Below are 13,983 nucleotides of genomic sequence, written 5' to 3'. Positions count from 1 at the left end.
TTTAGTGCTCAGAGGGGCGCCGAGCGAGGTAGGTGCTTAATTCTTCTTCTCCTGCGATCACGATGGCATGTACACGGCTGGTGGCGCCAAGTTTGCGTAAAATAGCCGAGACATGTGTTTTAACCGTCGTTTCTGCAATCAACAGCTCCCGAGCGATCTGCTTGTTCGACATCCCTTGGGCCATGCAGCTCAATACATCTAATTGCTTGTCGGTTAAGCGTGTCAGGCGTTCGCGTGACACCTCTTGCGAAGGTGTCACGGACGACGGCTCCAGGCGAGGAGGAGGGCGGCGCATGATATCCGCCGGCAAATAAAGTTGCCCTTGTAGAATCTGATTGAGGGCTGCTAATAGCTGCTCTCGTGGGGTGGATTTTGGGATATAACCGACGGCACCTTGGGTAATCGCATCTAACACCAGTTGGCGCTCTTGTTGTGCCGACACAATCGCCACTGGCAGCCATGGGAATCGGTTCCTCAGTATTTTAAGCCCCTCTAAGCCATCTGCATCGGGGAGGCTTAAATCGAGCAAGAGAAGATCCAGCTCGTCGTGAGTGTCTATCATACGAATCGCCGCTGCCAGACTGTCCGATTCCAGCAGTTGGGTATCTGTTAATCCGGCGCTAATCACCGCGTGCAACGCATCGCGAAACAGCGGATGGTCATCTGCCACTAACAGCGAGTACATGGCGTCTCCTACCAAGGGATGAGGGTGCGTCCTGCCATCGGGCTATATCGCAAAGGATGTATGTAGCCAACACTGGGTAGGCACCTTATTTAATAATCATAATACTCAGGAGCTGTACCATGATCTACGCCAATCCGGGTGACGCTGGTTCCGTTGTGTCCTTTGAAAAACGCTTCGGCAACTATATCGGCGGTGAGTTTGTTCCCCCCGTCAACGGCCAGTACTTTGACAATATCAGTCCTGTTAACGGCCAAGTATTCTGCGAAATTCCTCGCTCCAGCGCTGAAGATATCGAGAAAGCGCTGGATGCAGCTCATAAAGCAGCCCCAGCCTGGGGTAAAACCTCTGCGCAAGAGCGCAGTAATATCCTACTTAAGATTGCTGACCGCCTCGAGCAAAACCTTGAAATGCTGGCGGTGGCTGAAACCTGGGATAATGGTAAAGCGGTTCGCGAAACCTTGAACGCTGATATTCCACTTGCCGTTGACCACTTCCGCTACTTTGCTGGTTGCCTGCGTTCACAAGAGGGCACGGCCGCGGATATCGATGCCAACACGGTTGCCTACCACTTCCATGAACCGTTGGGCGTTGTCGGTCAGATTATTCCCTGGAACTTCCCGATTCTCATGGCTGCTTGGAAGCTTGGCCCTGCACTTGCCGCGGGTAACTGCGTCATACTGAAGCCAGCTGAGCAAACCCCTGCTTCCATCTTGAAAGTCATGGAAGTTATTGGCGACTTGCTGCCACCCGGCGTACTGAATGTCGTTAATGGATTTGGTGCTGAAGCGGGCCAAGCACTTGCCACCAGCAAGCGCATCGCCAAGATTGCCTTTACTGGCTCAACGCCGGTGGGTGCGCACATTCTAAAATGCGCTGCTGAAAATATTATCCCTTCCACCGTAGAGCTAGGTGGTAAGTCGCCCAACATCTATTTTGCTGACATCATGAATGCCGAGCCGACGTTTATTGATAAAGCCGTCGAAGGTTTGGTGCTGGCATTCTTCAACCAAGGTGAAGTATGCACCTGTCCTTCTCGTGCGTTGATTCAAGAGAGCATGTACGACGAATTTATGGCCAAGGTGATTGAGAGGACGAAAACGATCAAGCGTGGCAACCCGCTGGACACCGATGTGCAAGTAGGTGCTCAGGCGTCTCAAGAGCAGTTCGACAAAATTATGTCGTACATGGATATCGCGCGCGACGAAGGCGCTGAGTTCCTGTCTGGCGGTGATAAAGAGAGCCTGGATGACAGCATCAATGGCGGTTACTACATCCAGCCAACGCTGCTCAAAGGCAACAATAAGATGCGTGTTTTCCAGGAGGAGATCTTTGGTCCTGTGGTCGCTGTGACTACTTTCAAAGATGAAGAAGAAGCGCTGGCCATTGCCAACGACACCGAATTTGGTTTGGGTGCAGGCGTATGGAGCCGTGATATCAACGTCGCCTTCCGTATGGGCCGTGGCATTCAAGCGGGACGCGTATGGACCAACTGCTACCACCAGTATCCTGCCCACGCCGCGTTTGGTGGTTATAAGAAATCAGGCGTAGGTCGCGAAACTCACAAAGTAGCGCTTGAGCACTATCAGCAAACCAAGAACCTGCTAGTGAGTTACGATATCAACCCGCTAGGTTTCTTCTAATACGCTGTTTTGCAGTGATACCGCCCGGCCACGCTGCCGGGCATTTTGTTGCTCCCTTGACGCTTACTCTAACGATAAGAGCAGCCATAAGCTGCCACATCGACAACCATCAGGAGTTGCATCATGGATAATACAATGCGAGCGGCAGTCGTACGTGAGTTCGGTCAGCCATTATCAATAGAGGAAGTATCGGTGCCTCGTCCCAAGCAGGGAGAAGTGCTGATGAAAGTGGCAGCGTCGGGCGTTTGCCATACTGATTTGCACGCTGCACATGGTGATTGGCCGGTGAAACCGTCACCGCCCTTTATTCCAGGGCATGAAGGCGTAGGGCATATAGTGGCTGTGGGCGAAGGCGTCTCTCATGTGAAAGAGGGGGATCGTATCGGCGTGCCGTGGCTCTACTCTGCTTGTGGTTACTGTGAACACTGTTTGGGCGGGTGGGAAACGTTGTGCGAGTCCCAGCAGAATACCGGTTACTCGGTCAATGGCGGGTTTGCTGACTATACCTTGGCGGATGCGGGCTATGTGGGTCGCCTGCCAGATGCCGTTGATTTCACTGAAATAGCCCCAGTATTGTGTGCGGGGGTGACGGTCTATAAAGGCTTGAAAATGACCGACACGCGCCCTGGCCAGTGGGTGGTTATCTCTGGTGTCGGCGGCTTAGGGCATATGGCGGTGCAGTACGCTAGGGCAATGGGGCTGAATGTCGCCGCCGTTGATATCGACGACGGTAAACTAGCGTTAGCCGAACGACTGGGCGCCACGGTGACCGTTAACGCCATGAAAACTGACCCAGCGGCGTATCTGAAGAAAACGATTGGTGGTGCCCACGGTGCCTTGGTCACAGCGGTATCGCCGAAGGCGTTTGATCAAGCGCAGAACATGCTGCGCCGTGGTGGCACGCTGGTACTCAATGGCTTACCGCCGGGTGACTTTCCACTGCCAATTTTTAGCACCGTGCTTAACGGTATTACCATTCGCGGCTCTATTGTGGGCACGCGCAGTGACCTACAAGAGGCGCTGGATTTCGCCGCTGAAGGTAAAGTTAAAGCGACAGTCGCGACTGACACGCTAGACAATATCAATGACGTCTTCCAGCGTATGATCGATGGCAAGATAGAAGGCCGCATTGTGCTAGATATGGCGGGCTGATGCAGCGCGAACAACTCTGGTTCAATGCACACAACAACAAACCCCGACCCATTTGGGTCGGGGTTTATGACGCACGTATGAGCACCGTTGTTACATCTGGGCGTCTTCTGGGGGCTCGCCAATAGTGCCAGGCATCGCCTGAACATGGCCCATTTGCTGACCGGCCAGCGTTAGGAAGTGCAGGTGGCGTTCATACTCTGCCACAAGATCACCAATCACTTGGCCACGGGTGTAGCCATTCAAGTCTTTATCCTGGCCACCTTCTGCTAGGTACACGTCCAAGCGTACATAGAAGTCGTCATCTGCTGGGATGAAGCTTGGGGTACGCATGCGGTGCGGACATACTTGATACACAAAGCTGGTGGCATCGCCAAAGTCGACTTGCAGCGTTAGGTTGGGAAGCGACTCGCCATCCACATGCTCTTCAGTGACGTTGGCGGTTTGACCACGGCTTTCAAGCTCTTGAGCAAACTGTGTCATCGCTGGGCGAATGGAGTGCTCGATGGTCGCCGCTGCACCCGCACGGTTGGAGGTGTCCAGCGCGCGATCCAGGCGCTCACGCCAGTCGCCGCCTGGGGCACTACCCGCGATCATGCGGCGTGCGTCGGCTTTACTACCCTCTAGCTTGAGTGCTTTATAGGTGCCCACCATAATCGCGAAAATCACCACGGAGAATGGCAGTGCAGTAATCACCACGGCACTTTGCAGAGCGTTTAAGCCACCTGCCATTAGCAATGCAATTGTGATTAACCCAATCACGGCTGACCAGAAGATACGCAGGCGCACTGGCGCGTCGTGGTTAACGTCACTCAAAATAGAGGTGAAGTTGGCCAGTACCAGCGCACCGGAGTCCGCAGAGGTAATAAAGAACACAATCCCCAAGACCGTTACGACAGCCGCTGTAATGCCCACGTAAGGGTAGTACTCAAGCAGCGTATAAAGGGTTGTTTGTGGAGTGTTCAGTGCTTGCTCGCCAAGCGTGGCAACCCCTTGGTTGGCCACCAGATCAATACCGCTGTTACCGAAAATAGACATCCATACCATCATAAATGCCAGCGGAATGAACAGCGCGCCCGCGACAAACTGACGGATGGTACGACCACGGGAAATACGCGCCAAGAACAGGCCAACAAACGGCGTCCACGCGATCCACCAGCCCCAGAAGAAGATCGTCCACCACATCTTCCACTCTTGAGCACCTTCATCGGCAAACGCATAGGTGTCAAAGCTTGCGGCGACAAAGCCAGACAGATAATCGCCAGCGTTGTTCACGACTTTATCAAGCAGCACTAGCGTATCGCCTGAAAAGAGTACAAACAGCATTAGGCCGAGTGCCAGCAGCATATTGAACTCGGATAAGCGGCGAATACCCTTTTCAACACCGGTGACCACAGAAATAGTGGCTAGAATGACGACCAGGGCAATCAGGATGATCTGTACGGTCAGGGTCTCTGGCACGTCGAACATATAGTTCAAGCCATAGTTCAACTGAAGAACGCCGATACCCAAGCTGGTTGCAATGCCGAAGACGGTAGAAATAACCGCTGTAATGTCGACCGCGTTGCCAATGGGGCCGTGAATACGCTTGCCCAGTAAGGGATAAAGTGCGCTACGAATAGCCAGTGGTAGGCGGTGGCGGTAACTGAAGTAAGCCAGCGCCATACCCATCAACACGTACAGCCCCCAACCGGAAAGCCCCCAGTGCAGATAGGTTTGAACGACGGCTTGACGCATGGCTGCTTGGCTTTCTGGTGTTAAATCAGGTGGAGCCAAGTAGTGGGCAACCGGCTCAGCAACACTGAAAAACAGCAGATCAATACCGATGCCTGCAGCAAATAGCATGGCTGACCACGATAATAGCGAAAACTCAGGTCGTGAGTGATCGGGGCCAAGGCGAATACTGCCGAAGCGCGACATGCCAATAATCACCACAAAGACCAGATAAGCCACAATGGCTAGCATGTAATACCAGCCGAAGGTTTTACTTACCCAGGCGAGGCCTGCATCAAAAAAGGCACCCGCTTGCTCGGTGAAGAGCATGGTTAACACTAGGAAAATGAGAATGCCCGCCACACTGCCGTGGAAAACCACGGGGTTTAGGCGGTCACGTGAGGGGGTAGTGGGGTTGTCTTTCGCCATGGAGGCGGACTCCTGTTGTTAAGACAAGAATGTACAGATCATTATTTTTGAATGAACGTTCAAATAAAATACGCGGTTTAACCCCTTACTTCAAGTTGATGGGTAGCTTGCCGCCGGTTCGAAAAGAGCTCGCCACCGTAGTATAGAAACAAGTACGCCCGGCTAGGCCGGGCGCTTAAGAGATGCTTGACGTTAAATAAACGCTTACTCGGTGCTGGTTTCTTCTGCAGGTTCACTGTGGTTACCGTGACGGTGCTTACCATGACCACGTTGGCTACGAGCTTTTTCATCATATGCCTCTGCATGTATCTCATGCATCGCATTACGCAGCGCTTGCTGTTCTTCTTCCGTTAAGATCTCAGCCACCCGAGCATGATGCTCCTCACGCAGCGACAGCATGGCATCACGATGTTCGGCATGTGCTTCATCAAGCGCGGCACGCTGTTCTTCGCTAAGCTCCGCGCGCTGGTAGGCATCCTGGCGGCGCTCTTGCATGCGTTCGGCCATTTGCGCTCGGTCATATCCGTGCCCGTCATGGTCTTTATGGTGACCCGCCTGGGCGCTGAACGCCATCGGCATTAAAGCCATGGCGAGCAAGGCGGGCGCAAACAGTTGGCGTAGTGACATGTTCATGGCGTACCTCTTAACAAACTGGCTAGGTGAATGATGATTCATTGACGATGACACTATCTAACGGCTAGGTGCAAGCTCGTTGCACAAAGTGTGCAACAACCGTGATCTTAAAGTGGCTTGTGCGGTCACACTGACATGGGTGAGGGCCCATCTTATTGAGGAGGCTGGAATGCCAGATGCTCATGTGATTCACCGGTACCTTAGCCGTTACTTGAGCCTAAGTACGCTTATTTTAGTGCTCGGCGGCTGTGGTTCAATCCATCAGACTACCCAGGGAGTCCCCGCTATTGAGCAAGCCTTATTACAGCAGGAGACGTTTACCTTTACCCGTTTAGCTCCACAGCGTTATACCCCCGTAGATTGGCCTGAAGTGCTTAATGCCCAGGTTTTGTTACCGAATACCCCAGGCGTTGAACGCCGCCCCGCCGCGCTGATTGTGCATGGCGGCGGCTGGCGAAACCGTGGCCCAGCGGATATGGAAGGCATTGCAGAGCAGCTGGCGCAGCAGGGCTATGTCACGGTTAATATCGAGCACCGCTTTTCACCTGAGTATCGTTTCCCCGAACAGCTGCACGATTTGCAGCAGGCAATGGCCTGGCTGCATAGCAACGCCGACCAATGGCAAGTAGATGTTGAGCGAATTGTGGGGGTTGGGTTCTCATCTGGTGCGCATTTAATAAGCCTGCTGGCTTTGTCTGGCAGTGAGGGTCCGCTTGCCGCTCCCCATGGTGGTGAGCACACACGGTTAGCCGCTGTCTTAGCAGGCGGTTTGCCCAGTGACTTACTGAAGTTTAACGATGGCCGCTTGGTGGTCGACTTTATTGGCGGCACCCGCGCTGAAAAGCCTGAGGCGTATGCGTTGGCTTCGCCAGCACGGCAAATCACCGATCAAGCACCACCATTTTTTCTGTTTCACGGTAGCTGGGATCAGTTAGTACCGGTGGACCATGCGACCGATTTTTATCAAGCGTTAAACGCCCAAGGGGTTGAAAGTGAACTGTATCTTCAGCGCGGGCGTGGTCATTTCGCCAGTTTTTTGTTCAGGCGAAGTGCAATTGATGCGGGCATCGCCTTTTTGAATCGCCAGGTTCAGCCAGATAGTAAAAGTAGACAGAAGCTTTATCCTTCTGGCTGATACTTGTAACCGACCCCATATACCGAGCGGATAATGTCCTGTTCAGGTAGTGCCTCAGTGATTTTTTTGCGCAGCTTTTTGATATGGCTGTCGACGGTGCGCTCCGAGACGATACGGTTGTCGCGATACATGTGATCCATTAGCTGCTCACGACTGAAGATACGCCCTGGCGACTGCATCATGACCTTTAGCAGCTGGAATTCGACAGCAGTGAGCCCCAAGTCCTGGCCATTGGCAAGCGCCTGCCAGCCTTCCTCATCTAACGTTACGGGTGTTTGGTGAGTAGCGGTTGGCGGCGCGCTCTCCGCATGGCTTCGGCGCAGCACGGCTTTGACACGGGCGACCACTTCGCGGGGGCTGAATGGCTTGCAAATATAGTCATCAGCGCCAAGCTCTAGGCCTAGCAGGCGGTCCACCTCTTCTACTTTGGCAGTCACCATAATGATAGGGAGGTTTGGCCATTGCTGGCGAATCTCTCGGCAAAGTGTGAGGCCATCTTTTCCTGGCAGCATCACGTCCAGCAGCACCAGCGCGGGGCTGTGCTGAGCCAGCCAGGGTACGACATCGTTGCCATGGGCAATGATCGTCGTAGTAAAGTTGTGACTTTCAAGGTAGTCCGCCATTAGGCGGGCAATTTTGGGTTCATCCTCAACGACGAGCAACGAGGCTTCGTGGGTCGTGGTTATCTGAGTCATTGTCGGCTCGCTTAGGGTTAAGGTGCAGTAAACAGTGGAAAGCGCAGTGTCCAGCGTAATCCACCAAGTGGCGAGGTGCTGGCCTCAAGGGAGCCACCATGGGCGCTCACCAGGGCACTCGCGATAGAGAGTCCTAAACCGCTGCCGCCACTGGCTCGGTTGCGCGAACCTTCTACGCGATAAAGACGCTCGGTTAGGCGAGAAAGTTCGCTTTCAGGAACGCCTGGGGAACTGTCTTGCCACACAACCACAGCGAAGCGAGCGTCGCTTGCAAGGGAAACGCTGAGTTCGCCAGGCGACTGGGTGTAGGCACAGCTGTTATCCAGCAGGTTGTTCCATAGTTGGCGAAGGCGCTGGGCGTCACCGCGTATCCTGATCGAAGGCGCAAGCTGGCCGGTAAGCTGTAAACCGCTCTCTTCTAGCCAGCGGTTTGCGTCGCTTAGGCGGCTCTCCAGGTGCTCGCTCAGGTTCATGGGGGCTAGTTGGATATCGAGTGCCCCCGCATCACTTTGGGATAGCATCCGCAAGTCGTTGACCAGCCGCTCTAACTGGGCAACCTCTTGGGCTAGCGACGTGAGGTTTTCCTGATTGAGGGGGCGAATGCCGTCTTGCATGGCCTCAATTTCACCGCGCAGGACTGCTAAGGGGGTGCGAAGCTCATGGGCTGTATCGGATACCCATCGTGCTCTGGCATCGCGGCTGGCTTCCAGGGTAGCCGCTAGGACGTTGAAGTCTCTGGCTAAGCTAGATAGTTCATCACGGCCACGCTCTGACAAGCGCGTATGGTAATCGCCTTCGGTTAGGCGCTGCGTGGCACCCGCTAATGCCCGCGTTCGGCGTCCCAGCCACCAGGAGAGCCCGCCAGCGAGTAGTAACGAGGCGAGACCGAGTGAAATGACAATCACGACCAAGTTGCGTTGTTGGCGTTCTAGGAAGCGGCTCTCCATACGTTCCATCATATGCTGCGGGGGGCGAAACCCTAATGCGCCGATTGGCTGGCTTTTGCCGTTCTCATTGTGTTCACTGTACAACGTAAGCCAGCGCCAATCGTTAGAGCCTCGGGGAGCATCAACCGGTGGCACAACGAAATGACCATCGTGATTGCGTAGGGCAAAGTCCTGGGCTTCACCCAAGGGGGAGGGGCGGTCACGGTGCTCTTGGCCAAGCTCAAAGCGCACAATATAGGGCCAGCGTTCGGGCGACTGTGCTAACCATTCCCAACTGCTTTGGGTTTCCCAGCGAGTAATCAGCCCATCCGCCAACAGTGTGGCACGGCGTTCTTGGGCTTGGTTAAGGTAATCAAGAAAACCGCGGTCGATGCTGTAGGAAACGGCTAAGAAAACGCTGGCAGCAATCGCCACGTTGACACTTAAAATAGCCACAAAAAGCTTTAGCCCAAGCCGTGAGGGGCGCCACTGACGCAGAGAGGCTAGCAACCGTGGCATTAACTGGCTCCTTCTGGGCTGGGTGGGTGTGGCTTGTTGAGTTGCTCACGCAGGTTTTCCAGGCCTAGATACAAGCAGGGCACCACTACTAGTAAAATAACCGTGGCAAACAGCATGCCAAAGCCTAACGATATGGCCATTGGAATCATAAAGCGCGCTTGGCGAGAGGTTTCTAGAATCATCGGTGCCAAGCCTAAAAACGTGGTGAGTGTGGTCATCATGATCGGCCGTAGGCGGCGCGTCGCCGCGGCGACGATCGCTTCGCGGGCACCCATGCCCTCACGACGTTTGCGGTTAGCGTAATCAATCAGCACCAGGGCATCATTAATCACCACACCGGAAAGTGCCAGCATCCCCAACAGGCTGATAATCGATAGCCCAAAGCCCATGATCATGTGGCCTGCCACCGCGCCCACAATACCAAAGGGAATGGCGGCGAGTACCAGCAATGGTTGCAGGTAACTTTTAAAGGGAATTGCTAGCAAGGCGTACAGCGCGGCTAACATCAACCACATAGCGGTTCGTAGTGTGGCTAGGTTGTCCGCCGTATCCTGCTGGCGGCCGCCCAGGCTGACTTCAAGCCCTGGCCACGTATTGCTGAGCGTAGGGAAGACGTCTTCTTGCAGTGTGGCAAGCACTTGGTTAATGGCTTGATCCCCCTCAGAGTCTGCGGTCACCGTGATGATCCGCCGACCGTCGATACGCTGAAGGCTGCTAGAGGCTTGGCTTAAAGTGATATCCGCCACGCGGGCAAGCGGTACGCTTAGGCCATCGGGGGTGCGCACTGGCAGGCGATATAACTCATTGAGACTATCGCGATCCTCTGGGGGGAGTCGGACCTCAACGCTGACTTCACGACGCCCTACAAACTGCTCAATCGCTGTCGCGCCTTGCAGTGGGCTTCGCAGTGCCTGGGCCAAGTCACTGCCAGTTAGCCCCAGGGCACGCCCTTCCGCGGAAAGTCGCATTTCAAGCTGCGGTTTTCCGTCACCCAGGCCACTGTCGATATCGGTTAAGCCGTATTCGGCCAGCTGCTCAGCCAGCCGTGCTGCCGCCGCTTCCAGTATCTGAGTATTGGGATGAGACAGCCGTAGGCTAAGCGCGGCACCACTGCCGGGGCCACCAAAATCCGATTCAAAGCGTACCGATTGAGCCCCCACTAAATCGCCGGTGAGTTCGCGCCACTCTCGCGCAATGCGCGATGGGGGCCAATCATCCAAGCTTTCACTGGCAATGTCTAAACGCACAGAGAGACTTTCACCATCTAAACGGCTACGCGAGCTGCTAAAGCGGAGGGTATCCTCTCTTTCGCTAAGCTGCCCAGCGGCGTGTAGCAGCTGTTGGCTCAGCTCGCGGCTAACGCTGATGTGGCTACCAATCGGCAGGGTAACGCTCGCTTGCACTTGATCAGACTCCACCCTGGGCATGAGTGAAAAGCCTAGCCGTCCGCTCATTGCCCACGCTAGTGCGACGCACAGCAAGGCAACCCCTAGGGAGAGCGTCAGCAAACGCTGGTTAAGTGCGCGCTGTAAAAATGGTTCAAATTGCTGGTAAGTAAAGTGATGCAGGCCCCGTTGCATGCGCAGACGTACTGCTTCAATGGGACGCTGCCATACTGGCGTTTTGCGGGGCTTGCTGGCGTGGGCGAGATGAGCGGGCAAAATGAACAGGGCTTCCACCAGGGAAATTATAAACACGGTGATGACCACCACCGGCACGGTGGCAAAAATAAGCCCTAAAAAGCCAGGTAAAAACAGCAGCGGCAGGAAAGCGACAATATTGGATAGAATCGCAAAAGTGAGTGGCGTGGCAATTTCCTGGGCACCTTTCACCGCAGCATCGCGCAAGGAGTAGCCCTGTTCACGGTAACTGTAGATGTTTTCACCGACCATGATGGCGTCGTCCACGACGATGCCAAGGGCGATGATAAAGGCAAACATCGACATCATATTGAGGGACACGCCAATCCAGGGCAGAAACAACATCGCGCCCAAAAATGCGGTAGGAATGCCCAGTGTTACCCAGAATGCCAGCCGTGCCTCAAGAAATAGCGCCATGAGTACTAGCACGAGCGCCAAGCCGAGCCAGGCGTTTTTTAGTAGCAGGTTAAGTCGATCTTCATAGATTTCCGAGCTATCTCTGGAAACGTCCAGGCTGACACCGTCTGGCAGGTTAGCGCGCAGTCGTTCAAGCTCACCGTAAACCGCTTGGGAAATGCTGGTGGGGGTTTGTCCACCAATTTGATAGATATCGACCGATAGTGCCTGCTGGCCGTTGTAGAACTCTTCTCGGTCAGTCTCAGCAAAACCTTCACCCACGCGGGCGATGTCGCCGAGTAACACTGGGGTTCCCTGGGCAGTCGTAAGAATCGGTAGCGCGGCAAACTCAGCTGCGCTGTTGCGTCGTCCTTGGTAGCGAATCAGCCATTCACCTTCGGCAGTTGTCAATTGACCGCTGGCGAGATCGAGTGCTTCTTCGGCGATACGGCTGGCAAGCTGCTGGTGATCTAACCCAAAGCGCTCAATAGCTTCTTCATCCAAAAGCACCTGGATTTCCCGGTCGCGATTGCCGGAGAGCTCGGCGCGGGAGATGCCGCTGGTGGCCTGGAGCTCGGCGCGGACATCCTCTGCTGCGTCGTGGAGAGCCGCTAGGCCCACCGAACCGTACACTTGGAGGCTGACCACGCTGCGGGAACGACCTGCCAAGGTAAAGCGCGGCGGGTCGGCCGCGTTGGGCAGGGTGGTAATCGCATTGACCGCCTGCTGAATATCCTGGTAGACGCGCATCACATCCACGCCATCAATAAGCGTGGCGCGCACCATGCTGCTGCCTTCGCTAGCACTGGCGGTTAACTCATCGATGCCTTCCACGTCAGCAATGGCGGCTTCAACAGGTAGCAGAAGGCTCTGCTCAACGTCTTCCGGCGTGGCGCCCGGGTAGCTGATGCTAACCTGGATAATATCCGTTTCGAATTCTGGAAAGACTTCTTTTTTAATCGCCAGTGAAGCCATTAGCCCGCCAACGATGAACAGCACCATCATCAGGTTGGGGGCAACGCCATGATCGACCATCCACGCTAACGGGCCACGGCGGATCATTGGCTCGCCTCGTCACGAGCAGGGGTATCTCCTCGTTGGCGAACCCGCACCTGCTGGCCTTCCCTGGGTTGTGCCAGACCCGCGACGACAATACGCTGGCCGGCTTCTAGGCCGCTGCGTATCAGGGCCTCCTCTTGGCCGCGATAGGCCAGCGTAACGACAGTACTGCGTAAGCGATCGTCTTCGTCTACCCACCATACCTGCTCGCCTGGGCGCAGCGCTGCGGAGGGCAAGGCGATTAGCGGCTCCTGGGCTGAGCTGTGAAATGTTACGCGAAGGATATCGCCAAGGCGCAGGGCAGGGCCTGCTTGTTCAAGCGCTAGGGGGTCATCCACTGCAATGAGTAACTGTGCCTGCAGGCCGTTCTCTTCCAGGTTTGGCAAAATAGAGACCAGCGTGCCTTCTCGGCTGGTTTCTTCTGGCCATCCCTGGCTGGAAAGAGTGACGTGGCTGCCTGTCGTTAGCCAGCCTAGTGTATCCCCTGACAGCGACGCACGTACCCAGAACTGCTCGACACCAACCAAGTTGAGGACTTCAGTGCCTTGGCTCAATAGGCTGCCTGCACCGACCAAACGGTCTTGCACCACTGCTCGCCAGGGAGAGGTTAATGTCGCGCGCGCTAAGTTTAGCGCTGCCTGATCGCGTACGACGCGAGCCTGGGTAAGTTGAGCTTGGGCTTGGCGCAACTGAGGTTCACGCAGCACCAATGCGCGTCGTTCAGCGCTAAGCTGGCGGCCAAACGACTCATATTCGCTGCGTGCGCGTTGCTGCTCTGCCTGCTCCAGCGCCAGCTGGGCCTGGGCGTTGACCAGTTGCGCTTCGGCATCTTCTAGTATGAGGCGTAAATCTGCCTGGTCGATATAGGCAACCGGTGCCCCTTGTTCGACGACCTGACCTGGGAGAACCCCCTCGCCAAAGCGTTCTAGCTGGCCAGCAACTCGGCTTGCTAGCATGGTGGATTTCTCTGCTTCTACCCGTCCAAAGCCGTTGAGTGTAGGGGACTGCAAACGCTCTTCAGCAATGAGAACATCGACGAGAGGAGGCGTAGCCGGTGGAGGTGGGCGGCGTTCAACGCGCGGTGGCTGGCTAATAATCCACCAAGCCAGGGCTAATCCGCAGGCGAATACCAGCAGTGCAGCCAGTGCACCGAAACCGACACGGCCTTGTTGATAGATAGCGTAAGAGCGAGAAGGGGTCATTGCCGCGCGGCATCCGTTGGCTGAGGGCGAAAATTCCAGAGAAAATGGCGTATCATGCTAGCATCACTGATTGGCAAGCAGCGATTAGGTAAACAATGTGCAAATAGTGTGCAACCTTTTTTCGCTGGCAAAGGTAACTAAACCTGCCATTATTTTTTGAAA

General features: G+C 55.1%; 10 protein-coding genes. 3 read left to right on the top strand and 7 right to left on the bottom strand.

Annotated elements, in window-relative coordinates:
• Position 1: 1 nt before the first annotated feature.
• A complete protein-coding gene (locus HZS79_RS10880) occupies positions 2 to 685 on the bottom strand; it encodes a response regulator (RefSeq protein WP_179927864.1) in 684 nt (227 codons plus the stop codon).
• 119 nt (positions 686 to 804) lie between these two features.
• Here HZS79_RS10880 and exaC point away from each other — a divergent pair, with 119 nt between their 5' ends.
• Together exaC and adhP are read left to right on the top strand one after the other, a co-directional pair.
• The gene (exaC, locus tag HZS79_RS10875) at positions 805 to 2,325 is read left to right on the top strand and encodes an acetaldehyde dehydrogenase ExaC (protein ID WP_162217724.1); all 1,521 of its coding nucleotides are present in this window, start codon (positions 805 to 807) and stop codon (positions 2,323 to 2,325) included.
• Positions 2,326 to 2,448: 123 nt separating this feature from the next.
• Complete coding sequence (adhP, locus tag HZS79_RS10870) at positions 2,449 to 3,477, top strand: alcohol dehydrogenase AdhP (RefSeq protein ID WP_179927863.1); 1,029 nt, start codon at positions 2,449 to 2,451, stop codon at positions 3,475 to 3,477.
• A gap of 90 nt (positions 3,478 to 3,567) precedes the next feature.
• Here the strand turns inward: adhP and betT are convergent, their stop codons facing one another.
• A complete protein-coding gene (gene betT / locus HZS79_RS10865; protein ID WP_179927862.1) occupies positions 3,568 to 5,616 on the bottom strand; it encodes a choline BCCT transporter BetT in 2,049 nt (682 codons plus the stop codon).
• A gap of 204 nt (positions 5,617 to 5,820) precedes the next feature.
• Positions 5,821 to 6,249, bottom strand: a complete 429-nt coding sequence (locus HZS79_RS10860) for a type 2 periplasmic-binding domain-containing protein (protein ID WP_246311453.1) — start codon at positions 6,247 to 6,249, stop codon at positions 5,821 to 5,823.
• A gap of 169 nt (positions 6,250 to 6,418) precedes the next feature.
• Here HZS79_RS10860 and HZS79_RS10855 point away from each other — a divergent pair, with 169 nt between their 5' ends.
• Positions 6,419 to 7,384: an alpha/beta hydrolase gene (locus tag HZS79_RS10855; protein WP_179927861.1), complete on the top strand. Its 966-nt coding sequence runs from the start codon at positions 6,419 to 6,421 to the stop codon at positions 7,382 to 7,384.
• Here HZS79_RS10855 and HZS79_RS10850 read toward each other — a convergent pair.
• The 4 genes from HZS79_RS10850 to HZS79_RS10835 are packed head-to-tail and all read right to left on the bottom strand — an operon-like array spanning position 7,369 to position 13,821.
• Complete coding sequence (locus HZS79_RS10850; RefSeq protein WP_162217727.1) at positions 7,369 to 8,079, bottom strand: response regulator; 711 nt, start codon at positions 8,077 to 8,079, stop codon at positions 7,369 to 7,371. The genes HZS79_RS10855 and HZS79_RS10850 overlap by 16 nt on opposite strands.
• Before the next feature lie 17 nt (positions 8,080 to 8,096).
• Positions 8,097 to 9,524 (bottom strand): ATP-binding protein, encoded by a 1,428-nt coding sequence (locus HZS79_RS10845; protein WP_162217728.1) that lies wholly within the window; start codon positions 9,522 to 9,524, stop codon positions 8,097 to 8,099.
• On the bottom strand, positions 9,524 to 12,622 hold the full coding sequence (locus HZS79_RS10840) for an efflux RND transporter permease subunit (protein ID WP_162217729.1): 3,099 nt from the start codon (positions 12,620 to 12,622) through the stop codon (positions 9,524 to 9,526). Before HZS79_RS10840 ends, HZS79_RS10845 begins: the two co-directional genes overlap by 1 nt.
• Positions 12,619 to 13,821, bottom strand: a complete 1,203-nt coding sequence (locus tag HZS79_RS10835) for an efflux RND transporter periplasmic adaptor subunit (protein ID WP_162217730.1) — start codon at positions 13,819 to 13,821, stop codon at positions 12,619 to 12,621. The genes HZS79_RS10840 and HZS79_RS10835 overlap by 4 nt, the downstream gene beginning before the upstream one ends.
• Positions 13,822 to 13,983: the final 162 nt, after the last annotated feature.

The organism is Vreelandella zhaodongensis (assembly GCF_013415115.1).
Lineage (GTDB): Bacteria > Pseudomonadota > Gammaproteobacteria > Pseudomonadales > Halomonadaceae > Vreelandella > Vreelandella zhaodongensis.
Note: the sequence above shows the minus strand (reverse complement) of the source record. Positions and strands in the feature narration are given on the sequence as shown.

What these genes read in the sequence shown, in the direction of transcription:
- exaC (WP_162217724.1), top strand. Translation starts at nt 805, where the DNA reads ATGATCTACGCCAATCCGGGTGACGCTGGTTCCGTTGTGTCCTTTGAA.
- HZS79_RS10840 (WP_162217729.1), bottom strand. Translation starts at nt 12,622, where the DNA reads ATGATCCGCCGTGGCCCGTTAGCGTGGATGGTCGATCATGGCGTTGCC.
- HZS79_RS10835 (WP_162217730.1), bottom strand. Translation starts at nt 13,821, where the DNA reads ATGACCCCTTCTCGCTCTTACGCTATCTATCAACAAGGCCGTGTCGGT.
- HZS79_RS10855 (WP_179927861.1), top strand. Translation starts at nt 6,419, where the DNA reads ATGCCAGATGCTCATGTGATTCACCGGTACCTTAGCCGTTACTTGAGC.
- HZS79_RS10850 (WP_162217727.1), bottom strand. Translation starts at nt 8,079, where the DNA reads ATGACTCAGATAACCACGACCCACGAAGCCTCGTTGCTCGTCGTTGAG.
- HZS79_RS10880 (WP_179927864.1), bottom strand. Translation starts at nt 685, where the DNA reads ATGTACTCGCTGTTAGTGGCAGATGACCATCCGCTGTTTCGCGATGCG.
- HZS79_RS10845 (WP_162217728.1), bottom strand. Translation starts at nt 9,524, where the DNA reads ATGCCACGGTTGCTAGCCTCTCTGCGTCAGTGGCGCCCCTCACGGCTT.
- adhP (WP_179927863.1), top strand. Translation starts at nt 2,449, where the DNA reads ATGGATAATACAATGCGAGCGGCAGTCGTACGTGAGTTCGGTCAGCCA.
- betT (WP_179927862.1), bottom strand. Translation starts at nt 5,616, where the DNA reads ATGGCGAAAGACAACCCCACTACCCCCTCACGTGACCGCCTAAACCCC.
- HZS79_RS10860 (WP_246311453.1), bottom strand. Translation starts at nt 6,249, where the DNA reads ATGAACATGTCACTACGCCAACTGTTTGCGCCCGCCTTGCTCGCCATG.